The following is a 22,217-nucleotide window of genomic DNA, read 5'->3' as shown; positions in this document are numbered from 1 at the left end:
AAGGAGTTCGGTGCAATCCGTTGCGGGCAACTTCTTGCCACTGACGTTTCTTTCGTCATTAAACATTATGCCGCGAAAGGAAGAATTGAACCAAATCATTAAATCGATTCAGCTCGCGCTTTTCCTGTAACGATTAATTTCGCGCATCAAAATAATTAGTTTGGTTAAATACCAGTTCCGGCGGGTTGAATCAATGCCAGGTGGGGCGAAACTTTGAAGCAGGCCACAAAAAAGCACCCAAAAGGGTGCTTTTCTACGCGTTTTTAACATGCTGGCATTACTGTTGCAGTTCTTTCTCAGTAAAGAGATCGGCAAACAGTGCAGTGCTCAGATAACGCTCACCCGATGACGGTAGAATAACCACTATATTCTTATTGGTAAAGGTTTCATCTTCCTGGAGTTTAAGCGCGGCAGCAACCGCGGCTCCTGAAGAGATACCTGCCAGAATACCTTCTTCTTCCATCAAGCGACGCGCGGTAGAGATAGCCTCGTCGTTAGTGATGGCGACCACTTTATCAATCAGTTTCAGATCGAGGTTGCCCGGAATGAAACCAGCGCCAATGCCCTGAATTTTATGTGGGCCAGGCTTGAGTTCTTCACCCGCCAACGCCTGAGCGATGACCGGAGAATCTGTCGGTTCTACGGCAACGGTGATCAAATCCGCTTTGCCTTTGGTTCCTTTGATATAACGGGAAACGCCGGTCAGCGTACCGCCGGTGCCAACGCCGGAGATAAACACATCCACCTGACCATCGGTGTCTTCCCAGATTTCCGGGCCGGTGGTTTTTTCGTGAATTTCCGGGTTAGCCGGGTTACTGAATTGCTGAAGCAGCAGGAATTTTTCCGGATTGCTGGCAACAATTTCTTCTGCTTTCTGAATCGCGCCCTTCATGCCTTTTGCGCCTTCAGTCAGCACCAGATTTGCACCCAGCGCTTTCAGCAGCTTACGACGCTCAATACTCATCGTTTCCGGCATCGTCAGGGTCAGCTTGTAACCGCGCGCGGCAGCAACGTAGGCCAGGGCAATACCGGTGTTACCGCTGGTCGGTTCAACCAGTTCAATACCCGGTTTCAGCACACCACGTTTTTCGGCATCCCAAATCATATTGGCACCGATACGGCATTTGACGCTAAAGCTCGGGTTGCGTGATTCTACCTTCGCCAGAATGCGTCCGTTACCGATACGGTTCAGTCGAACCAGCGGCGTATGACCGATAGTCAGCGAGTTGTCTTCAAAAATCTTACTCATGGCCTGTCCTTAACTGTATGAAATTGGGATACCGCATCAGCATACCTGTTGAGAAAGTATGGGGAAGTAAGGAAATCGCATATCTATATGCTGATGAGAAATAATGCCTTGCAGTATGGAATAAGAGCGGGCATAAGACGGCCCGCATTTACACATTTTTGCATTACTTCCATAACGCGTGCTTAGCACGATAGCAATCTACCCACATTGCGGTGGCACCGCAAACGGCAACCGGCATGATGAACATGTTGAGCACAGGGATCAGGGTGAACAGGCTGGTCAGCGCGCCAAACTGCATATTGGTGACTTTGCGCGTGCGCAGGGCGGTACGCATCTCTTTGAACGGCACTTTGTGGTTATCAAACGGGTAATCACAATATTGGATAGCCAGCATCCACGCGCTAAACAGGAACCACAGTACTGGCGCAACGGTCTGTCCAATGCCGGGGATAAAATAGAGCAGCAGCAGTACGACTGCGCGCGGAAGGTACCAGGCCAGTTTTTGCCATTCACGTTTCATAATACGCGGAACATCTTTCATAATACCGAGCACGCCGGTGTCGGGTGGCGTTGCGCCGGTCAGTCGCGCTTCCAGTTGTTCAGCCAGTAAGCCGTTAAACGGTGCCGCGATCCAGTTGGCAAGCGTGGAGAAAAAATAGCCAAATACCAGCAGCACGGAGAATGTCACAATGGGCCACAGCAAATAACTGAGCCACTGTAGCCAGTCCGGAACATGACTCATTAGAGCGGGTATCCAGCTATCCAGTTGGCTAAATAACCACCAGAACGCGCCCCCCATCAGCAAAATGTTCACCAGCAACGGCAGGAGAACAAAGCGACGGATCCCCGGTTGGCTGATGAGCTTCCATCCCTGAGAAAAATAATAAAAACCGCTGCGTGGTACACTTGCAGATGATGAAACCATAGTCGGGACATGCTCCTTGTGGTCTAAGTCCAGGTCAACTTCGCGTATATTACCGGGTTGTTGAGCGTTAGGCTGTTCAGAAATGTTCGAAAAAACAGCAAAAAGCACGATTTTATTCATCTTTATGCTGTGAAAGCCAAGAGTACACTTGCACTAGACGTAATCGGCAAATACTCTTAGTGAGTAAATGTTTGCCGTGGTGGCAAGGTGTTAGAACAACAGAGAATATAATGATGCAGGATTTGCGTCTGATATTAATCATTGTTGGCGCGATCGCCATAATCGCTTTACTGGTACATGGTTTCTGGACTAGCCGTAAAGAACGGTCTTCTATATTCCGCGATCGCCCACTGAAACGCATGAAGTCTAAACGTGATGACGAGGATTCTATCGGCGATAACGTCGAGGAAGACGAAGGCGTGGGCGAAGTCCGCGTACATCGTGTGAATCATGCTCCCGGCAGCGGTCAGGAACATGGTGTTCCTCCTCAGTCGCCGCAACACCAGTACCAGCCGCCTTATGCGTCTGCTCAGCCGCGTCAACCCGCGCAGCAGCCCGCTCAAGCGCCGGTACCGCCGCCGCATGTTCAGCCTGTGCAGCAGCCTGTACAACCGGTGTCGCATCAGCCTGTACCACAGCAGCCGATGCAGCACCAGCCGGTCGCGCCGCAAGTTCAGCAGCCGGTTCAGCATGCGCCACAGCCTGCACCGCAGGCCTTCCAGCCAGCCGAGCCTGTTGTTGAGCAACCGCAGCCAGAGCCGGTCGTTGAGCCAGCGCCCGTTGTGGAAAAACCGCAGCCTAAAGAAACGGTCATTATTATGAACGTGGCGGCACATCATGGCAGCGAACTCAATGGCGAAGTGCTGCTCAACAGCATTCAGCAGGCAGGCTTTAAATTTGGCGATATGAATATTTTCCATCGTCATCTGAGCCCCGATGGCAGCGGCCCGTCACTGTTCAGTCTGGCCAATATGGTGAATCCGGGGACGTTTGACCCTGAGATGACCGGCGATTTCACTACGCCTGGCGTGACTATCTTTATGCAGGTGCCGTCCTACGGGGATGAGCTGCAAAACTTTAAGCTGATGCTGCAGTCAGCGCAGCACATCGCCGATGAAGTGGGTGGTGTGGTGCTCGACGATCAACGTCGCATGATGACGCCGCAGAAACTGCGCGAGTATCAGGACCGCATCCGCGACGTTATAGAATCTCACGCCTGATTGCCCTCTGGCGTGACATCTCCTTTCTGAACCCCCGCCTGTCGGGGGTTTTTTATCATTGATGGTGCGATATGGAATCAATCGAACAACAACTGACAGAACTGCGAACCACGCTTCGCCATCATGAGTATCTTTACCATGTGATGGACGCACCGGACATTCCCGATGCGGAATATGATCGCCTGATGCGCGAACTGCGTGAACTGGAAGCTCAGCACCCGGATCTGATTACGCCCGACTCGCCGACGCAACGCGTCGGTGCGGCTCCGCTGGCGTCCTTCAGTCAGATACGTCATGAAGTGCCGATGTTGTCGCTGGACAACGTATTTGATGAAGAGAGTTTTCTCGCGTTCAATAAACGCGTACAGGACCGACTGAAGAGTACGGATAAGCTGACCTGGTGCTGTGAACTGAAGCTGGACGGTCTGGCGGTAAGCATTCTGTATGAAAACGGCGTGCTGGTCAGCGCGGCAACGCGCGGTGATGGCACGACCGGTGAAGACATTACCTCGAATGTGCGTACCATTCGCGCGATCCCGCTCAAGCTGCGCGGCGACAATATTCCAACGCGTCTGGAAGTACGTGGCGAAGTTTTTTTGCCGCAGGCGGGTTTTGAAAAAATCAATGAAGACGCGCGTCGCACTGGCAATAAAGTGTTTGCTAACCCACGTAACGCGGCAGCCGGTTCATTACGCCAGCTCGATCCGCGTATCACGGCGAAGCGACCGCTGACCTTCTTCTGCTATGGCGTCGGCGTGCTGGAAGGGGGTGAACTGCCGGATACCCATTTGGGTCGTTTGCTGCAATTCAAAGCGTGGGGACTTCCGGTCAGCGACAGGGTCACGCTGTGCGACTCTCCGGAGGAAGTACTTGCTTACTATCATCAGGTTGAAGCAGACCGACCAACGCTCGGCTTCGACATTGATGGCGTGGTGATTAAGGTCAACTCGCTGGCGCTGCAGGAGCAACTGGGCTTTGTGGCCCGTGCGCCGCGCTGGGCGGTGGCGTTTAAGTTCCCGGCGCAGGAACAGATGACCTTTGTGCGCGACGTTGAGTTTCAGGTCGGGCGTACCGGGGCGATTACGCCCGTCGCTCGCCTGGAGCCGGTACAAGTAGCGGGGGTGCTGGTCAGTAACGCCACGCTGCACAACGCCGATGAAATCGATCGTCTGGGTTTACGCATTGGTGACAAGGTGGTGATTCGCCGTGCGGGTGATGTGATCCCGCAGGTGGTGAACGTGGTGCTTTCCGAGCGCCCCGAAGAGACGCGTGAAATCGTCTTCCCAACCCATTGCCCGGTGTGTGGTTCTGACGTTGAGCGTGTGGAAGGTGAAGTCGTTACCCGCTGCACCGGTGGTCTCATTTGCGGTGCACAGCGTAAAGAATCCCTCAAGCATTTTGTTTCGCGTCGGGCGCTGGATGTGGACGGCATGGGCGATAAGATTATCGATCAGCTGGTCGAGAAAGAGTATGTCCATACGCCAGCCGATCTGTTCCAGTTAACGGCCGGTAAGTTGACGGGGCTGGATCGCATGGGGCCGAAGTCGGCACAAAACGTGGTCAATGCGCTGGAAAAAGCCAAACAAACCACGTTTGCCCGCTTTCTCTATGCGTTGGGTATCCGTGAAGTGGGCGAAGCCACGGCCGCAGGTCTGGCAAGCTATTTCGGTACGTTGGATGCGCTGGAAGCGGCGTCTATTGAGGAGCTACAAAAAGTCCCTGACGTCGGCATTGTGGTGGCCACTCACGTGTTTAACTTCTTTGCCGAAGAGAGCAACCGTGAGGTCATTGGCCAGCTACTGGCACAGGGCATTCACTGGCCTGCGCCGGTGGTCATCAACGCCGAAGAGATCGACAGCCCGTTTGCCGGGAAAACGGTGGTACTGACGGGAAGCCTGAGCCAGATGTCGCGCGATGACGCCAAAGCCCGGTTGACCGAACTGGGGGCGAAAGTGGCGGGCAGCGTGTCGAAGAAAACCGATCTGGTGATTGCCGGTGAAGCCGCAGGCTCCAAGCTTGCCAAAGCACAGGAGCTGGGTATCGCTGTGATTGATGAAGCGGAGATGATCCGCTTACTGGGCGCCTGAGATGGAAAAAGAGCAACTGATTGACATCGCTAATACCGTCATGCCCTTTGGCAAATACAAAGGGCGTCGGTTGATTGATGTGCCGGAAGAGTATCTGCTGTGGTTTGCCCGTAACGATGAATTTCCACCGGGCAAACTGGGCGAGCTGATGCAAATTACGTTGCTGATTAAAACTGAGGGGCTGACGCAGCTGGTACAGCCCCTAAAACGTCCGCTTTAAGCCTTTGCGGCGCGGCCTTCCTGCTGCGCCTGCAAGGCGTCAGTTTGTCGCTTATAGCGACGAGCCAGCACTGCGCAGACCATCAGCTGGATTTGATGGAATATCATCAACGGCAGCACCATCATGCCGATCACCGACGTCGGGAACAGAATGTTTGCCATGGGGATCCCGTTCGCCAGGCTCTTTTTCGACCCGCAGAATACAATGGTGATTTCATCGGCCTTATTGAAACCGCATTTACGCGCCACAAAGACATTTATCCCGATCACAATAGCCAGCAGTACGACGCTGACTACCACGATAAACAACAGTGAACCTACCCCGACTTTGTGCCAGATCCCATTCACCACGGCTTCGCTGAAGGCAGAATAAACCACCAGCAGAATCGAAGACTGGTCCGTTTTAGCGATCCATTTTTTATGTTGTGACACCCAGTTACCAATCCACGGGCGTGAAAGATGCCCCAGCACGAACGGCAGCAGCAGCTGCAGCATGATTTTACCCACCTGCTCAAGGCTGCCTTCTGCGCCATGCATATTCATCACCAGACCGACCAACAACGGTGAGAGAAAAATACCCAACAGGCTGGAGGCGGAGGCAGAGCACACGGCGGCTGCCACGTTACCACCGGCCAGCGAGGTGAAGGCAATCGCCGACTGCACCGTGGCAGGCAAAATGCACAGATACAGGAAACCCGTGTACAGCATCGGATCGACGTTAACCGGTGCCCACCAGGCAAACAGCACGCCCAGCACCGGGAAGACGACAAAGGTGCTGCACATCACCCACAGATGCAACCGCCAGTGGCTACCGCCGGCAATAATGGCTTCTCGTGAGAGTTTGGCCCCATGCATAAAGAACAGCAGGGCAATCGCTGCGGTGGTTAACCCTTCAAAGAAAGGGACAAATCCACCCTCGGCGGGAAAAAAAGATGCCAGTAACACAACGGTAATCAGCGTCAACGTGAACGGATCGAGGATACGAAAAAGTTTCATAAAAGCTCCTGGAATTCGGTCGCACTAGTTTGCGTTTTTCCATTTGAGAAATAAAATTGATTTATTGCATCCATATATGAATTAAATCGATGAATTACTCTCTGCGTCAACTGCGTATCTTTGTCACCGTCGCTCAGGCTAAAAGCTTTAGTCGGGCGGGGGATATCATCGGCTTAAGCCAGTCGGCGGTGAGCCACAGCGTAAAAGAGCTGGAAGGGCAGACGGGCGTGCGTCTGTTGGACAGGACCACACGAGAGGTGGTGCTTACCGACGCCGGACAACAGCTGGCAGCACGCCTTGAGCGTATCCTGGATGAGCTGCACAGCACGCTGCGCGAAGCCGGGCAGGTTGGCACGCAGCTCACCGGTATAGTTCGTGTCGCGGCCAGCCAGACCATCTCTGCCCATCTTATTCCCCAGTGTATTGCCCAGAGTAATGCGCTTTATCCCGCGATCGATTTTGTCCTGCATGACAGGCCGCAGCAGTGGGTACTGGAAAGTATTCGTCAGGGGGAAGTGGATTTCGGCATTGTTATCGATCCGGGTGCGGTAACGGACCTGCAGTGTGAAGCGGTGCTGTCGGAACCCTTCCTGCTGCTGTGTCGGGAGGATCATCCTTTAGCCGAGCGGGAGTGGGTTAATTGGCAGGATCTCCTGCACGAACGTCTGGTGTTGCAGGATTACGCCTCTGGTAGCCGACCGCTGATTGATGCGGCACTGGCCCATTTCTCCATTGATGCCAACATTGTGCAGGAGATAGGCCACCCGGCAACGCTCTTTCCGATGGTCGAAGCGGGGATTGGTATCAGTGTACTGCCCGCGCTGGCGCTCCCCCTGCCGCAGGGCAGCCATTTGCAGGTCAAACGTCTGACGCCGGTGGTTGAACGACAGCTGATGCTGGCTCGACGTAAAAATCGCTCTTTATCGACCGCCGCTCAGGCATTGTGGGACGTCGTGCGCACACAGGCCAGTGAATTAACTGCCGGTCGTGCGCGGGATCCGCTGTATCAGTTATAAGCGCCCCCATGCCATTTCCGGCAGGAGAATAATGTGAAGTTGGGCGGGTTTAGCGCAACTCATCAATACCGATTTACTATCGATCGACGGGAAAAACTGTATTGGTAATCGATTGCGTAGTCTCGTTATAACATCGGGGTACGCTACGTTATTTTCGATTACTCAGTTTTAAGGACATCTCATGAGCCACACTCTTTTCTCTCAGAATCCCTGGTATAGCGCCGATATCATTCGTGGTTATAAACCTGACTTCACGCCACGCGTGGCGTTTATTCTCGGCTCCGGGCTGGGTGCACTGGCCGAGCAAATCGAGGATGCGGTGGCGATCTCTTACGAGAAGCTGCCAGGGTTCCCGGTCAGCACCGTACATGGACATGCGGGGGAACTGGTGCTGGGGAATCTGGCTGGCGTTCCTGTGGTCTGCATGAAAGGGCGTGGGCACTTCTACGAAGGTCGCGGCATGACGGTGATGACCGATGCTATTCGTACCCTTAAACTGCTGGGCTGCGAACTGCTATTTTGCACCAACGCGGCGGGCTCTTTACGTCCTGAAGTCGGTCCGGGCAGCCTGGTGGCGCTCAGCGATCACATTAATACCATGCCAGGCACGCCAATGGTTGGACTCAACGATGAGCGTTTTGGCGAGCGTTTCTTCTCGCTGGCGAACGCCTACGATGCAGACTACCGTGCGATCCTGCAAACCGTAGCGAAAGAAGAGGGATTCCCGCTGAGCGAAGGCGTATTTGTCTCCTATCCGGGACCGAACTTTGAGACGGCGGCAGAAATTCGCATGATGCAGATTATTGGCGGTGATGTGGTTGGTATGTCGGTGGTCCCTGAAGTTATCGCTGCACGTCACTGTGAATTGAAGGTGGTTGCGGTTTCTGCCATCACCAACCTGGCAGAAGGGCTGGGGGATGTGAAGTTATCCCATGCCCAGACGTTGGCGGCGGCGGAACTCTCCCGACAGAACTTCATCAATTTGATCTGCGGCTTCTTGCGCAAGCTGGCTTGAATAAAAACGATAACTGACCCCGCTTGCGGGGTCTTACTTTTTTGGCAAGGAACGGAAAAATGGGTATCGCCTCACGCTTAAAGCTCATGTCGTTTTTGCAATATTTCATCTGGGGAAGCTGGTTGGTGACCCTGGGTTCTTACATGATCAACACCCTGCATTTTACCGGTGCCAACGTGGGTATGGTTTATAGCTCGAAAGGGCTGGCGGCGATTATTATGCCTGGCATCATGGGGATCATCGCTGATAAATGGTTGCGCGCCGAACGCGCCTACATGCTGTGTCACCTGGTGTGCGCGGGTGTGCTGCTGTATGCCACCACCGTGACCGATGCAGATACCATGTTCTGGGTGATGCTGATTAACGCCATGGCTTATATGCCGACGATTGCGTTGTCGAACAGCGTCTCATACTCCTGCCTGGCGCAATCCGGCCAGGATCCGGTGACGGCTTTCCCGCCGATTCGCGTGTTTGGCACGATTGGCTTTATTGTGGCTATGTGGACGGTAAGCCTGATGGGACTGGAACTGAGCAGCGCCCAGCTGTATATCGCCTCCGGCGCCTCATTACTGCTGGCGATGTACGCGTTTACCTTACCGAAAATTCCGGTTGCTGAGAAGAAAGTGGCAACGACGCTTGCCGGTAAACTGGGACTGGATGCGTTTGTGCTGTTTAAAAATCCGCGTATGGCGATATTCTTTCTCTTTGCCATGATGCTGGGGGCGGTACTGCAAATCACCAACGTCTTTGGTAATCCGTTCCTGCATGATTTTGCCCGTAACCCTGAATTTGCCGGCAGCTTTGTCGTGAAGTATCCCTCTATTTTGCTGTCGGTGTCGCAGATGGCGGAAGTGGGCTTCATTCTCACCATTCCGTTCTTCCTTAAACGCTTTGGGATTAAAACGGTGATGCTGATGAGCATGCTGGCGTGGACGCTGCGTTTTGGTTTCTTTGCGTTTGGCGATCCGTCACCGTTTGGCTTTGTGCTGTTACTGATGTCGATGATCGTTTACGGTTGCGCGTTTGATTTCTTCAACATATCCGGATCGGTGTTCGTCGAGCAGGAAGTCAGTTCCAACATTCGCGCCAGCGCACAGGGGCTGTTTATGACCATGGTGAACGGCGTCGGGGCGTGGGTGGGTTCAATTCTGAGCGGCATGGCGGTGGACTATTTCTCCGTCGATGGCGTGAAGGACTGGCAAACCATCTGGTTGGTGTTTGCGGCTTATGCGCTGGCGTTGGCCGTCATTTTTGCGCTGTTCTTCAAATACAAGCATGAGCCGGAAAGGTCCGTGCAGAAATCGCTGGCACATTAATCCTTACCTGCGGCGGGCTAATGCTGCCCGCCGTTTTATGTTCTGTGATGCAATGTGGTAACTTTGCGCATTATCCTTCTCCGCTGGAGCGCATTACTCATGGAACGCACGCATCGTATCGATCTGAAGTTACTGCGTTATTTTCTGGCAGTCGCAGAAGAACTGCATTTTGGACGTGCGGCTGCTCGCCTGAATATGTCACAACCCCCGCTAAGTATTCATATCAAAGAGCTGGAACAGCAGCTCGGCACACTGTTGTTTATCCGGCATTCCCGTAGCGTGACCTTAACCCACGCCGGAAAAATCCTGATGGAAGAGTCACGCCGCCTGTTATCCAGCGCTAACCAGGCGCTGGCACGCGTGGAGCAGATTGGCCGCGGTGAGGCAGGGCGAGTCGAACTGGGCGTAATAGGCACGGCGATGTGGGGAAAAATGCGCCCGGTGATGCGGCGATTTTTGAAAGAGAACCCGAACGTTGAGGTTCTGTTTCGCGAAAACATGCCGGCAATGCAGATGACGCTGCTGGAGCGGCGTGAGCTGGATGCGGGGATTTGGCGGATGGCGACAGCACCCTCGCACGGATTTACCAGCCTGCGCTTGCATGAGTCTTCATTTTTGGTGGCGATGCCGGAAGAACATCCGCTGAGCGCTCGTGACGCCGTGCCGCTGGAAGCGCTGCGTAATGAATATTTTGTCACGATGCCTTCCATTCATACTGACTGGGCATTTTTGCAGCGTGTGTGCCAGAGCGCCGGATTTTCACCAATGATTATTCGTGAGGTGAGGGAGCCACAAACGGTGCTGGCGATGATCAGTATGGGGATTGGTATTACGTTAATTGCAGATAGTTATGCGCAGATGAACTGGCCTGGCGTGGTATTCCGCCCGCTGGAAGAACGCATTCCTGCTGATTTATATATTGTGTATGACCAACAGCAGGCAACACCTGCGCTGGAGAAACTGGTTGGGGCATTGACGATGTGATGTGTGCCGGATGGCGACTGACGTCTTATCCGGCCTACAACGACGTAGACTGTTGGCCTGATAAGCGCAGCGTATCAGGCAGAGAATGGCTGAATTGTTAAATTCTACGCATAGCAAAAAGGCGCCTTTAGGGCGCCTTTTTACATTGGTGGGGCGTGCAGGATGACTCGCTTCGCTCGCCCTTCGGGCCGTCGCCGTGAACGGCTCCGTTGTCTCACTGCGTTCGACCCGAACCTGCTGCAGGTTCGAATCTTTGAATTCCGTGCATAGCAAAAAGGCGCCTTTAGGGCACCTTTTTACATTGGTGGGGCGTGCAGGATTCGAACCTGCGACCAATTGATTAAAAGTCAACTGCTCTACCAACTGAGCTAACGCCCCGAAGTGGTGGGTGATGACGGGATCGAACCGCCGACCCCCTCCTTGTAAGGGAGGTGCTCTCCCAGCTGAGCTAATCACCCACTTCGGTACTTCATATTTTGACAGAAAATCCAGCTGGCGAGAAAGTGGTGGGTGATGACGGGATCGAACCGCCGACCCCCTCCTTGTAAGGGAGGTGCTCTCCCAGCTGAGCTAATCACCCACTTCTCAATTTTCTGTTCTACACGGCGGAGACTACATAAAATAGTTGGTGGGTGATGACGGGTTCGAACCGCCGACCCCCTCCTTGTAAGGGAGGTGCTCTCCCAGCTGAGCTAATCACCCCCGCTGTGTGGAGTCGCATTATAGGGAGAGTTGAAAATGAGTCAACGCATTTTCTAAAGAAATTGTTCGTTCGTCGTAAATTTAAACAAAACGATCGCAAAACAGTCCATGCGGCATGATTTGTATACGAAAATGGCAAAGCGTGATGTTCCAACCTGAACAACATTGAGGAATCAGACCACGGTGATAGAATACGGGCCTGATAATCTTCCCAGGATTTGCCGGTTGTCGGCATCTTTATAAACGTAAGGCCATTTCATGAAAATCAAAACTCGCTTCGCGCCTAGCCCGACAGGTTATCTGCACGTCGGCGGTGCGCGTACTGCTCTTTATTCCTGGCTTTTTGCACGTAACCATAGCGGTGAGTTTGTGCTGCGTATTGAAGACACCGATCTCGAACGCTCCACGCCGGAAGCTATCGAAGCCATTATGGATGGCATGAACTGGCTGAATCTGGAGTGGGATGAAGGTCCGTACTTCCAGACCAAACGTTTTGATCGCTACAACGCCGTTATTGATGAGATGCTGGAAGCGGGTACAGCGTATAAATGCTATTGCTCCAAAGAGCGTCTGGAACAGCTGCGTGAAGATCAGATGGCGAAAGGTGAGAAGCCACGTTATGACGGTCGCTGCCGCCACGGCCACGAACATCACGCCGATGACGAACCTTGCGTGGTGCGTTTTGCCAACCCGCAGGACGGTTCCGTTATTTTTGACGACCAGATCCGTGGGCCGATCGAATTCAGCAACCAGGAACTCGACGATCTGATCATCCGCCGTACCGACGGTTCTCCAACCTATAACTTCTGTGTGGTTGTTGATGACTGGGATATGGAAATTACCCACGTTATTCGTGGTGAAGACCATATCAACAACACCCCGCGTCAGATCAACATCCTGAAGGCGCTGAACGCGCCGGTGCCGGTTTACGCGCACGTGTCGATGATCAACGGCGACGACGGTAAAAAACTGTCCAAACGTCACGGTGCGGTCAGCGTGATGCAGTATCGCGACGATGGTTACCTGCCGGAAGCGCTGCTGAACTATTTGGTGCGTCTGGGCTGGTCCAGCGGCGATCAGGAAATCTTCACCCGCGAAGAGATGATCAAGCTGTTCTCTCTTGGTGCGGTAAGCAAATCGGCGAGCGCATTCAATACCGAAAAACTGCAGTGGCTGAACCATCACTACATTAACACTCTGGCGCCTGAATATGTGGCAACGCATCTGCAGTGGCACATTGAGCAGGAAAATATCGATACCCGCGTGGGTCCGCAATTGTCCGAGCTGGTAAAACTGCTGGGCGAGCGCTGCAAAACCCTGAAAGAGATGGCGCAGAGCTGCCGCTACTTCTATGAAGACTTTGCTGAGTTCGATGCGGATGCTGCGAAGAAACACCTGCGCCCGGTTGCGCGTCAGCCGCTGGAAGTGGTGCGTGATAAAATTGCTGCCATCACCGAATGGACCGCTGAAAACGTACATCACGCCATTCAGTCTACCGCTGATGAGCTGGAAGTGGGGATGGGTAAAGTCGGTATGCCGCTGCGCGTTGCGGTTACCGGTGCAGGCCAGTCTCCAGGATTAGACGTTACGGTGCATGCGATTGGTAAATCCCGCAGCATTGAACGTATTAACAAAGCGCTGGCGTTTATTGCTGAGCGTGAAAAGCAGCAGTAAGACTGTCAGAGAGACAACAAAACGGCAGGCGCAGATCCTGCCGTTTTTTTTGGCATTTATTCGGATTCATCAATGCCCAGACGGGTGAGAAAACTACGGATACCTTCGCGCGAAAGAAACAGCGCCAGTTTTTCTTGTTCCGCTGGTGACATGTTATCCAACGCGCTGATTATTTGGCGACAGGCGTGGCTACGGACAACGTGCGTGTATTCTGCAACGGGTTCTTCAGCCTGATAAAATTCCGGGATTTTGCGAAAAGCTGGGATATTGAGAATAAATTCCCGCACGCCGGCATCAATATGAATAAGCCTTGCGCGACCGCCCTTCACACCGGGAAACTTTTCGGTTTTCCAGTTTTGTTCTCTGATCCAACGATTGACCGTTTGTTTCGCGACTCCGAGACATTCAGCCAGCTCTTCGGTGGTCATTTTGCTGCGTAATTTTTTCATATTATTTGCTGTCGCGGATCCCTAAGCGTTGTAACAAACCGGTAATGCCTTCACGCAGGATCAATGACGTAAACATTTTCTGTTCTGCTGGCGTCATTTCTTTCGCGAGGGTGATCAGCAGTGTTTCAATAGAAGAGTCGCCAGCTAAAGATAAGTTGTCTGATAAACCTTCAGCTGAACGCTCTGCACTGCGAATGTATTCGCGAACTTGTTCGTTGACGTGAACCAGACGAGCTTTTCCGCCCTGAACGCCCGGTTTTGGTGACGTAGCCCAGCCTTCCTTGCGCACCCATTTATTAATGGTCTGCCGGCTGTAACCGGTCAGATTAGCAAGTTCTTCTGGCGTCATCCGTTCCTTGAACATAACGATTCCCTGAGTAGTCGTGGGGTTAATTAGTGGTTCAGTTTATAGCACCATTTTACTAGAAACCGTGACGCGTTTAACTACTGAATGCGAGTTGTTGCGCAATGTTCTTCATTTGCCTGCTTTTTCAGCGATTGAATTCAGTGAGTTAATTTTGCCGTTGACACGCGCGAAGGGAATTCATATTATGCCGCCCGTCAACTCGACAAGCTTTACGTGACGGGGCTATAGCTCAGCTGGGAGAGCGCTTGCATGGCATGCAAGAGGTCAGCGGTTCGATCCCGCTTAGCTCCACCAAATTTAATCCCACTAAATTTGGTACGTAAAGACATCGTGGGGCTATAGCTCAGCTGGGAGAGCGCCTGCATGGCATGCAGGAGGTCAGCGGTTCGATCCCGCTTAGCTCCACCAAAATTAAGACCCTCGCTGAAAAGCGGGGGTTTTTTGTTTCTACTTCCTGCACGATCCTCTGCTTCCTCTGTCAGATCACCAAATGACGGACATAAAAAAACCGGGGAGAATCTCCCCGGCCGAGTCACTACGATTGCGATGCTACTGTCTTACAGCACCAGTGCTGCGATGGATGCGGACAGTACGCTCACCAGCGTAGAGCCGTATACCAGCTTCAGACCAAAGCGGGATACCACGTTGCCTTGCTCTTCGTTCAGGCCTTTGATTGCGCCTGCAATGATACCGATGGAAGAGAAGTTAGCGAAGGAGACCAGGAACACAGACAGAATACCTTCCGCGCGTGGAGAGAGCGTAGACGCGATTTTCTGCAGGTCCATCATGGCCACGAATTCGTTGGAAACCAGTTTAGTCGCCATGATACTGCCCACCTGCAGCGCTTCGCTGGACGGCACACCCATCACCCACGCAACCGGGTAGAAGATGTAGCCCAGGATGCCCTGGAAGGAGATGCTGTAGCCAAACCAGCCGGTGACGGTGGCAAACAGGGCGTTCAGCGCGGCAATCAGCGCGATGAAACCGATCAGCATTGCTGCCACGATAATCGCGACCTTGAAGCCTGCCAGAATGTACTCACCCAGCATTTCGAAGAAGCTCTGTCCTTCATGCAGGTTAGACATCTGAATATTTTCTTCGCTGGCATCTACGCGGTAAGGGTTGATCAGCGACAGTACAATAAAGGTGCTGAACATGTTCAGAACCAATGCAGCAACAACGTATTTTGGTTCCAGCATGGTCATGTACGCGCCGACGATGGACATGGAAACGGTGGACATTGCCGTCGCGGCCATGGTGTACATGCGGTTGCGTGACATCTTGCCCAGAATATCTTTATAGGCAATAAAGTTTTCAGACTGACCCAGGATCAGCGAGCTGACGGCGTTGAAGGACTCCAGCTTGCCCATACCGTTGACTTTGGATAACAAAAATCCAATTGCGCGGATGATAATAGGCAGAACGCGGATATGCTGCAGAATACCGATCAGGGCGGAAATGAAGACGATTGGGCACAGTACTTTCAAGAAGAAGAATGCCAGGCCTTTATCGTTCATGCTGCCGAAGACAAAGTTTGTCCCTTCATTAGCAAAACCGAGCAGTTTTTCAAACATCTCGGAGAAGCCTTTCACGAAGCCCAGCCCGACATCAGAATTCAGGAAGAACCACGCCAGTAACACTTCGATAACAAGTAATTGAATAACATAACGAATGCGAATTTGTTTACGGTCACTGCTTACCAGCAGTGCGAGTACCGCAACCACGGCAAGGGCCAGGACAAAATGAAGAACGCGGTCCATATTTGCTCCAAACATGAGGCAGGTTTAATTTCCGTGCACATTCTATGCAACAACACCAAAGAAAACGAGATCAAACACACACTATAATAAGGACCTGTGACGAGATTCAAAATTAGTGATCGGTAATACACTTCCGTGATGTTTAGTATGGAAGTGAAAAGTTATGTCATTGTGCTAACCTCATAACATTAATTAAACATCTCATCTGCGTTTCCAGTTCCCTGATCTATTTATAGACCAACGCTATCAAAGAAATCATTTTTATCCATCAAAATGAATTTGATAATCATTCTCAACTGGCGTAGTTTGAAACATAGCAAAGGCTATGTTTTTGAGGCACGAAAATGACGAACGATCGCGTTGAGACAAGCAGTGGACGGGCAGCACGCAAGCTGAAACTTGCGTTAATGGGACCTGCATTCATCGCGGCTATCGGGTATATCGACCCCGGTAACTTTGCCACCAACATCCAGGCAGGGGCTAGCTTTGGCTATAAACTGCTGTGGGTCGTCGTCTGGGCCAACCTGATGGCAATGCTGATTCAGGTATTGTCGGCCAAGCTGGGGATTGCTACTGGAAAAAATCTCGCCGAGCAAATTCGCGATCACTACCCACGTCCGGTGGTGTGGTTTTACTGGGTGCAGGCTGAAATCATTGCCATGGCGACCGACCTTGCTGAATTTATCGGTGCTGCGATTGGCTTTAAGCTGATCCTCGGCGTTTCGCTGTTACAGGGGGCGGTGCTGACCGGTATCGCCACATTTTTAATCCTGATGCTGCAACGTCGCGGGCAAAAACCACTGGAAAAAGTAATTGGTGGATTACTGTTGTTTGTGGCCGCGGCATATATTGTCGAACTGATCTTCTCGCAGCCGAATCTGGCGCAGCTGAGTAAGGGCATGATCATTCCCAGTCTGCCGAACTCTGAGGCGGTCTTTCTGGCAGCCGGCGTACTCGGCGCGACCATTATGCCGCACGTCATTTATTTGCACTCCTCTTTAACTCAGCATCTGCATGGCGGGACACGGCAACAGCGCTACGCGGCAACTAAGTGGGATGTGGCTATCGCCATGACCATTGCCGGGTTTGTCAATCTGGCAATGATGGCTACTGCTGCCGCAGCCTTTCACTTCAGCGGTCATACCGGCATTACCGATCTCGATCAGGCTTATCTGACGCTGGAACCGTTGTTGAGTCATGCGGCGGCGACGGTATTTGGTCTCAGCCTGGTGGCGGCGGGGCTTTCTTCAACGGTTGTCGGCACGCTGGCCGGACAGGTTGTGATGCAGGGGTTTATCCGTTTTCATATCCCGCTGTGGGTTCGTCGTACGGTTACTATGATGCCGTCATTCATCGTCATTCTGATGGGACTGGATCCCACCCGTATTCTGGTCATGAGCCAGGTGCTGCTGAGTTTCGGTATCGCGCTGGCGCTGGTACCACTCCTGATATTCACCAGTAACGGTACGTTAATGGGGGATTTAGTTAACACCGTCTGGGTTAAATATGTTGGCTGGATGATTGTGGTACTGGTGGTGGCGCTAAATCTCTGGCTGCTGGTAGGCACTGCGCTCGGGTTGTAAGCAAAAAGAGCCCGCAGGCTCTTTTGTTACATTAATGATGGTGGCCATGACCACGTCCGTGGCCTTTGCCGCGACCGCGATGGTCATCGCGATCGTTCCAGCCTTCACGGTAACCGCGCTCGTACGCTTTGCGCTTATCCCAGCCACGATGATTACCGTTATCATGACGCCACCAGCGATTTTTGCGCCATTCATAATTATTGTGCCAGTAACCCCGGTCGCGCCAGTGGCCGCCGTCCCAGTAGTTACCATAATTATCGCGATCGCCAATTTGCAATTTTATTGATGGCAGCAGGGTGATTTCACCAGCGTTTGCGGCCAGCGGCGTGAAAGCCAATAAGGCTGCAGCCAGAATCAGTGACCTGAACATTTTTTCTCTCCTTCACGATCGAGCCGTAGCCGGCCTGTTAATGCAATATTACGGGGCAGTAAAGCCCCGTTTAATCGCCTGAACTCTTAAATCATGAAAGAGAGCACTTTTTGTTAATAAATGTGTCTTTATTTCAAACAATTCAGGATGGCGTCAATCTCTGCGCATTCTTCTGCAGACAAATGACGGTTTGCCAGCATGCCAACAGCATCTTCAATTTGCGCTGTTTTACTGGCACCAATCAACACTGAGGTGACTTTGTCTTCTCGCAACACCCAGGCCAGGGCCATTTGGGAGAGCTTTTGTCCCCGACGCTCAGCCATTGCGTTCAGCTGGCGGACTTTTTCCAGTTTCTCTGGCGTTATCTGATCCGGGTTGAGAAAACGGCTACCGCTTGCCGCACGAGAATCTGCCGGGATCCCGTTCAGGTAACGGTCGGTTAACTGCCCGCCCGCCAGTGGAGAGAAAGCGATACTGCCCACGCCTTTTTCCTGCAACAGTGACAACAATCCCCCTTCAACCCAACGTTCAAACATGGAATATTTCGGCTGATGAATCAGGCACGGGGTACCTAAGTCGTCGAGGATCTCAATCGCCTGTCTGGCAAGGTCGGCGGGATAGTTAGACAGCCCGACATACAGCGCTTTTCCCTGGCGAACAATGTGATCCAGCGCCTTCATGGTTTCTGTGAGCGGCGTTTCGGGATCGGGACGATGGTGGTAGAAGATATCCACGTACTCCAGACCCATACGTTTCAGGCTCTGGTCGAGGCTGGCAATCAGGTATTTACGCGAACCCCAGTCGCCGTAGGGGCCATCCCACATGGTGTAGCCCGCCTTGGTGGAAATAATGAGTTCGTCCCGCCACGGTAAAAAATCTTCCTGCAAAATACGGCCAAAATTTCGCTCGGCAGAGCCCGGCGGTGGGCCGTAGTTATTGGCGAGATCAAAATGGGTGATCCCCAGATCGAACGCGCGCTGTAGCAGGCTTCGGCTGTTTTCTACCTGCGTGGTGTCGCCAAAATTGTGCCATAAGCCCAGAGAGATAACCGGTAGCTTGAGTCCGCTCTGACCGCAGCGGCGGTACTCCATTGTCTGATAGCGATTTTCATCCGCGTGATAAACCATGTAGACCCCTTCCTGATAGCAAGATGACGTATATGTTTTAGTGTATACGGTTACACGGTCGATTCTTCAATGGTATTTCACCGGCAAAACTGTAAATCCTGCTTTCCACCCCCCCCACGTCGTGTTTTCTGGACAGTCATCACAGTTCTTCGATACTCAACATGAGGTTACCGTCAGAAGGATAGCTGTCATGCAAACCGCGTATTCCGTTGCTGATTACCTGCTGGACAGACTGGCAGGGTGTAGTGTTGGCCATCTTTTTGGTGTGCCGGGCGATTATAATTTGCAGTTTCTTGACCACGTGATTGACCACCCCGACGTGCGTTGGGTTGGCTGCGCAAACGAATTAAATGCGGCTTATGCGGCGGATGGCTATGCCCGGGTCGCCGGGGCGGGGGCGCTTCTCACCACCTTTGGCGTTGGGGAGTTAAGCGCCATTAATGGAATCGCAGGCAGTTACGCAGAATATGTACCCGTGCTGCAGATAGTGGGTGCGCCGTGCAGCGGCGCTCAGCGGCGTGGGGAGCTGATGCATCACACCCTGGGCGACGGCGATTTTCTGCATTTTTATCACATGCATCAAGCGGTAACGGTGGCCAGCGCGGTGCTTGATGCCCAAAACGCCTGCTATGAAATTGACCGTGTGCTACGGGTCATGTTAACCGAACGTCGGCCTGGGTATCTGATGTTGCCTGCCGATGTCGCCAAACAGCCCGCCACGCCCCCACAGGACAGACTGATTATTCCTCTGAGTGAATCGGAAAGTAGCGTCGTTGCGGCGTTTCGCTATCAGGCCCGTGAGCGCTTGTTGGACAGCTCGCGCGTGGCGTTGCTGGCGGATTTTCTTGCGCAGCGCTTTGGTTTGCAACCTGTTTTGCAGCGCTGGATGGCAGAAACGCCGATGGCTCATGCCACATTGTTAATGGGTAAAGGGCTTTTTGATGAACGTCATCCTGCGTTTGTTGGCACCTACAGCGCGGGGGCCAGCAGTGAATATGTGCGCCGGGCGATAGAAGATGCCGACACCGTTATTTGCGTGGGTACCTGTTTTGTCGACACGCTAACCGCCGGTTTTACGCAATGCTTGCCGCAGGAGCGCACGATTGAGGTTCAACCGCATGCTTCACGTGTGGGAAGCCAGTGGTTTAACATCCCGATGGAGCAGGCGGTTACCACGCTACGGGAGCTGTGCCTGGAGCTGTCGTTTTCTCTGCCGCCAGAACGCCCGCCTGTCGGGCGACGTCAGGTTGAAAAGGGGCCGCTGACACAGGAAAATTTCTGGTACACGGTGCAGCAATACCTGGCACCTGACGACATTATCCTCGTCGATCAGGGGACTGCGGCATTTGGTGCCGCTACGCTTTCGTTACCTTCCGGGGCGGAAGTACTGGTACAGCCGCTGTGGGGATCGATTGGTTATTCCTTACCCGCCGCACTGGGAGCGCAAACGGCATACCCGGATCGGCGGGTGATCCTGATTATTGGCGATGGCGCTGCCCAGCTTACCATTCAGGAATTGGGGTCGATGCTCAGAGACGGACAAACGCCGGTTATTTTGCTGCTCAATAATGACGGCTATACCGTGGAGCGGGCTATTCACGGGGCAAACCAGCGTTATAACGACATTGCCGGATGGAATTGGACGCAGGTGCCACAGGCGCTGAGCCGCGAGTGTCAGGCGGAGTGCTGGCGCGTGACGCAGGCTGTACAGCTGGAGGAAGTTCTGGCCCGGCTGGCGCGCCCGCAGCGGCTTTCGTTAATTGAAGTGATGTTGCCGAAAGCCGATCTGCCTGAGCTTCTGCGTACGGTGACCCGTGCGCTGGAAGCCCGTAACGGGGGATAGTTATTGATCGGGGCGGTTGGCGATCATCATCGGTTTACCTGCCAACAGCAGCCAGGCGGGAAGCATGACGATGCACAGCAGCGGCAGCAGGGTGGTATCGGGGACCACCACTGCCGCCATAAACAGGCTTAGCCAGGCGTCGCGGGTGACAACCAGCACCAGCCCCAGAATGGCGCAGGAGACGGTGATTGCTGCCGGAACCGCTTCGACATGGGCATGCAGCATCAATCCCAGTGCCACGCCAACGAATACCGCCGGGAAAATACGTCCTCCACGAAAACCACTGGCGGCAGCAACCACTAACGCCGCCAGTTTGATCACCGCGAGCATGAAATAGTCTGATGCCCCCAGCGTTTGGCTAAACGCCATTTGCTGCATCTCATCCAGCCCTTTAAACAGGGTAAGTGGTCCCCCAATAATGCCCAGAATCCCAAGCAGAAAGCCGCCAATGCCGAGAATCAGTACCGGGTGTTTCAGGCGATGAATCAACTGATGTAAACGGGGTAAACACCACACCGCCACCATGCCTGCCGCAATGGCAATGGCGGCAACCACCGCGCCGCTAAAAATATCGGTCAGCTGTAGCTGAGTATATTGGGCGATGGGCAATGAAAAATGCGGATGAAAGAAAAGGTCAGTCGTCAGTGCACCGGCAGCAGCAGCCAGCAGTGGTGCAAACAGGCGATCCCATAACGGCACATCGTTGGAGCCATTCAGCGTTTGTGAAAATATCAGTGCCGCGGCGACAGGCGTACCAAATAGCGCTCCGATGGTGCCCGCAGAGGCGAGAATGGTCCAGTCCAGCTTATTAATTCGAGGGAACAGACGCACGCCAATCGCCGCTGCCAGCGCGATATTCACGGTCATTATTGGGTGTTCAGGCCCCAAACTGACGCCACCGGCCAGGCCGAGGATCAGCGCAGCCAGCAGGCCCGGCAGCGCTGATGTGGGGACCGGCATTCCGATGAGCGGTTCACAGGCTGGGTCCGGTCCCGCATGCCCGTGGCTGTAGCGGATGACGAGTCCGACCAGTATCCCGGTCAACGTGAGCATACCGATTATCCACAGCGAAGAGTCATGAGCAATGCCGATGCTGGCGGGCAGGCGCTCCCATAAAAATTGCTGTAAAACGGCGGCCACTTTCATGACGATGATCAGCACCAGGCTTGAGGCAACGCCAATGATCAGTGCGGGAGTGGATAACAACAGCATCGTTCTGGCTCGCGGATGGAGCATTTTCTATTCCCTCAAATAGAGTCATAAGCATAGTTTGCACAGCCTGCCTGCTGACATCGCTGCAAATGGTGCTGAAACG

The 22,217-nt window shown here is 53.2% G+C and carries 19 protein-coding genes, 6 tRNA genes and 1 other RNA gene; 12 read left to right on the top strand and 14 right to left on the bottom strand.

The features are described 5' to 3' along the window. Positions 1–277 precede the first annotated feature (277 nt). Together cysK and cysZ are read right to left on the bottom strand one after the other, a co-directional pair. Positions 278–1,249, bottom strand: a complete 972-nt coding sequence (gene cysK / locus M2374_RS06545) for a cysteine synthase A (protein ID WP_115257833.1) — start codon at positions 1,247–1,249, stop codon at positions 278–280. 163 nt (positions 1,250–1,412) lie between these two features. Beyond that, the gene (gene cysZ, locus M2374_RS06540; protein WP_115257834.1) at positions 1,413–2,174 is read right to left on the bottom strand and encodes a sulfate transporter CysZ; all 762 of its coding nucleotides are present in this window, start codon (positions 2,172–2,174) and stop codon (positions 1,413–1,415) included. A gap of 230 nt (positions 2,175–2,404) precedes the next feature. Between cysZ and zipA the strand changes: the two genes are divergently transcribed. The 3 genes from zipA to M2374_RS06525 all read left to right on the top strand — a co-directional run bounded on the left by zipA (position 2,405) and on the right by M2374_RS06525 (position 5,701). Beyond that, on the top strand, positions 2,405–3,394 hold the full coding sequence (gene zipA, locus M2374_RS06535) for a cell division protein ZipA (protein WP_096756257.1): 990 nt from the start codon (positions 2,405–2,407) through the stop codon (positions 3,392–3,394). Positions 3,395–3,465: 71 nt separating this feature from the next. Beyond that, complete coding sequence (ligA, locus tag M2374_RS06530) at positions 3,466–5,481, top strand: NAD-dependent DNA ligase LigA (protein ID WP_115257836.1); 2,016 nt, start codon at positions 3,466–3,468, stop codon at positions 5,479–5,481. A gap of 1 nt (position 5,482) precedes the next feature. Next, on the top strand, positions 5,483–5,701 hold the full coding sequence (locus tag M2374_RS06525) for a DUF3820 family protein (RefSeq protein ID WP_181688899.1): 219 nt from the start codon (positions 5,483–5,485) through the stop codon (positions 5,699–5,701). On the opposite strand, the gene M2374_RS06520 is transcribed toward M2374_RS06525, so the two are convergent. Next, entirely contained in the window at positions 5,698–6,696 is a 999-nt protein-coding gene (locus M2374_RS06520; protein WP_137361919.1) for a bile acid:sodium symporter family protein, read from the bottom strand. The two genes, M2374_RS06525 and M2374_RS06520, sit on opposite strands and share 4 nt — an antisense overlap. 89 nt (positions 6,697–6,785) lie before the next feature. Between M2374_RS06520 and M2374_RS06515 the strand changes: the two genes are divergently transcribed. From M2374_RS06515 to M2374_RS06500, 4 genes are all read left to right on the top strand, one after another. Continuing rightward, positions 6,786–7,712 carry a LysR family transcriptional regulator gene (locus tag M2374_RS06515; RefSeq protein ID WP_181688900.1) on the top strand — a complete coding sequence of 309 codons (927 nt, stop codon included), beginning with the start codon at positions 6,786–6,788 and terminating at the stop codon, positions 7,710–7,712. A 181-nt stretch (positions 7,713–7,893) separates the two neighbouring features. Beyond that, the gene (gene xapA / locus M2374_RS06510; RefSeq protein WP_137361918.1) at positions 7,894–8,727 is read left to right on the top strand and encodes a xanthosine phosphorylase; all 834 of its coding nucleotides are present in this window, start codon (positions 7,894–7,896) and stop codon (positions 8,725–8,727) included. Positions 8,728–8,786: 59 nt separating this feature from the next. Then, on the top strand, positions 8,787–10,043 hold the full coding sequence (locus M2374_RS06505) for a nucleoside permease (protein ID WP_115257840.1): 1,257 nt from the start codon (positions 8,787–8,789) through the stop codon (positions 10,041–10,043). Between the two features lie 99 nt (positions 10,044–10,142). Beyond that, complete coding sequence (locus M2374_RS06500) at positions 10,143–11,027, top strand: LysR family transcriptional regulator (protein ID WP_181617530.1); 885 nt, start codon at positions 10,143–10,145, stop codon at positions 11,025–11,027. Between the two features lie 146 nt (positions 11,028–11,173). Here M2374_RS06500 and M2374_RS06495 read toward each other — a convergent pair. From M2374_RS06495 to M2374_RS06475, 5 genes are all read right to left on the bottom strand, one after another. Continuing rightward, positions 11,174–11,307, bottom strand: a non-coding RNA gene (locus M2374_RS06495) — RtT sRNA. Between the two features lie 22 nt (positions 11,308–11,329). Then, a tRNA-Lys gene (locus tag M2374_RS06490) sits at positions 11,330–11,405 on the bottom strand. 4 nt (positions 11,406–11,409) lie between these two features. Then, positions 11,410–11,485, bottom strand: a tRNA-Val gene (locus M2374_RS06485). Between the two features lie 46 nt (positions 11,486–11,531). Continuing rightward, positions 11,532–11,607: transfer RNA gene (locus tag M2374_RS06480), tRNA-Val, on the bottom strand. A gap of 46 nt (positions 11,608–11,653) precedes the next feature. Beyond that, positions 11,654–11,729: transfer RNA gene (locus M2374_RS06475), tRNA-Val, on the bottom strand. 258 nt (positions 11,730–11,987) lie between these two features. Here M2374_RS06475 and gltX point away from each other — a divergent pair. Beyond that, the gene (gltX, locus tag M2374_RS06470) at positions 11,988–13,403 is read left to right on the top strand and encodes a glutamate--tRNA ligase (RefSeq protein WP_096756264.1); all 1,416 of its coding nucleotides are present in this window, start codon (positions 11,988–11,990) and stop codon (positions 13,401–13,403) included. Between the two features lie 56 nt (positions 13,404–13,459). Here gltX and M2374_RS06465 read toward each other — a convergent pair whose 3' ends face one another. Continuing rightward, entirely contained in the window at positions 13,460–13,852 is a 393-nt protein-coding gene (locus M2374_RS06465; RefSeq protein ID WP_096756265.1) for a YfeC-like transcriptional regulator, read from the bottom strand. A gap of 1 nt (position 13,853) precedes the next feature. Next, a complete protein-coding gene (locus tag M2374_RS06460) occupies positions 13,854–14,216 on the bottom strand; it encodes a YfeC-like transcriptional regulator (RefSeq protein WP_096756266.1) in 363 nt (120 codons plus the stop codon). Positions 14,217–14,437: 221 nt separating this feature from the next. Between M2374_RS06460 and M2374_RS06455 the strand changes: the two genes are divergently transcribed. Both M2374_RS06455 and M2374_RS06450 read left to right on the top strand, forming a co-directional pair. Continuing rightward, positions 14,438–14,513, top strand: a tRNA-Ala gene (locus M2374_RS06455). A 38-nt stretch (positions 14,514–14,551) separates the two neighbouring features. Next, positions 14,552–14,627: transfer RNA gene (locus tag M2374_RS06450), tRNA-Ala, on the top strand. Positions 14,628–14,776: 149 nt separating this feature from the next. Here M2374_RS06450 and nupC read toward each other — a convergent pair. Continuing rightward, positions 14,777–15,979, bottom strand: a complete 1,203-nt coding sequence (nupC, locus tag M2374_RS06445) for a nucleoside permease NupC (protein WP_115257842.1) — start codon at positions 15,977–15,979, stop codon at positions 14,777–14,779. Between the two features lie 344 nt (positions 15,980–16,323). On the opposite strand from nupC, the gene M2374_RS06440 reads away from it, so the two are divergent. Next, positions 16,324–17,562, top strand: coding sequence for an Nramp family divalent metal transporter (locus M2374_RS06440; protein ID WP_117343677.1), 1,239 nt, complete (start codon positions 16,324–16,326; stop codon positions 17,560–17,562). Positions 17,563–17,593: 31 nt separating this feature from the next. On the opposite strand, the gene ypeC is transcribed toward M2374_RS06440, so the two are convergent. Together ypeC and mgrA are read right to left on the bottom strand one after the other, a co-directional pair. Beyond that, positions 17,594–17,932: a DUF2502 domain-containing protein YpeC gene (gene ypeC, locus M2374_RS06435; protein WP_096756273.1), complete on the bottom strand. Its 339-nt coding sequence runs from the start codon at positions 17,930–17,932 to the stop codon at positions 17,594–17,596. A gap of 128 nt (positions 17,933–18,060) precedes the next feature. Further along, on the bottom strand, positions 18,061–19,059 hold the full coding sequence (gene mgrA, locus M2374_RS06430) for an L-glyceraldehyde 3-phosphate reductase (protein ID WP_096756274.1): 999 nt from the start codon (positions 19,057–19,059) through the stop codon (positions 18,061–18,063). A 190-nt stretch (positions 19,060–19,249) separates the two neighbouring features. Between mgrA and M2374_RS06425 the strand changes: the two genes are divergently transcribed. Continuing rightward, complete coding sequence (locus tag M2374_RS06425) at positions 19,250–20,902, top strand: alpha-keto acid decarboxylase family protein (RefSeq protein WP_181688902.1); 1,653 nt, start codon at positions 19,250–19,252, stop codon at positions 20,900–20,902. Here M2374_RS06425 and M2374_RS06420 read toward each other — a convergent pair whose 3' ends face one another. Next, positions 20,903–22,138 (bottom strand): ion channel protein, encoded by a 1,236-nt coding sequence (locus M2374_RS06420; protein ID WP_181688903.1) that lies wholly within the window; start codon positions 22,136–22,138, stop codon positions 20,903–20,905. Positions 22,139–22,217 lie beyond the last annotated feature (79 nt).

Origin of the sequence: Citrobacter sp. JUb117 (genome assembly GCF_024809055.1) — a bacterium.
Classification (GTDB): Bacteria; Pseudomonadota; Gammaproteobacteria; order Enterobacterales; family Enterobacteriaceae; genus Citrobacter; species Citrobacter gillenii.
The sequence above is the reverse complement of the archived record's forward strand: the minus strand, read 5'-3'. Positions and strand labels throughout refer to the sequence as shown.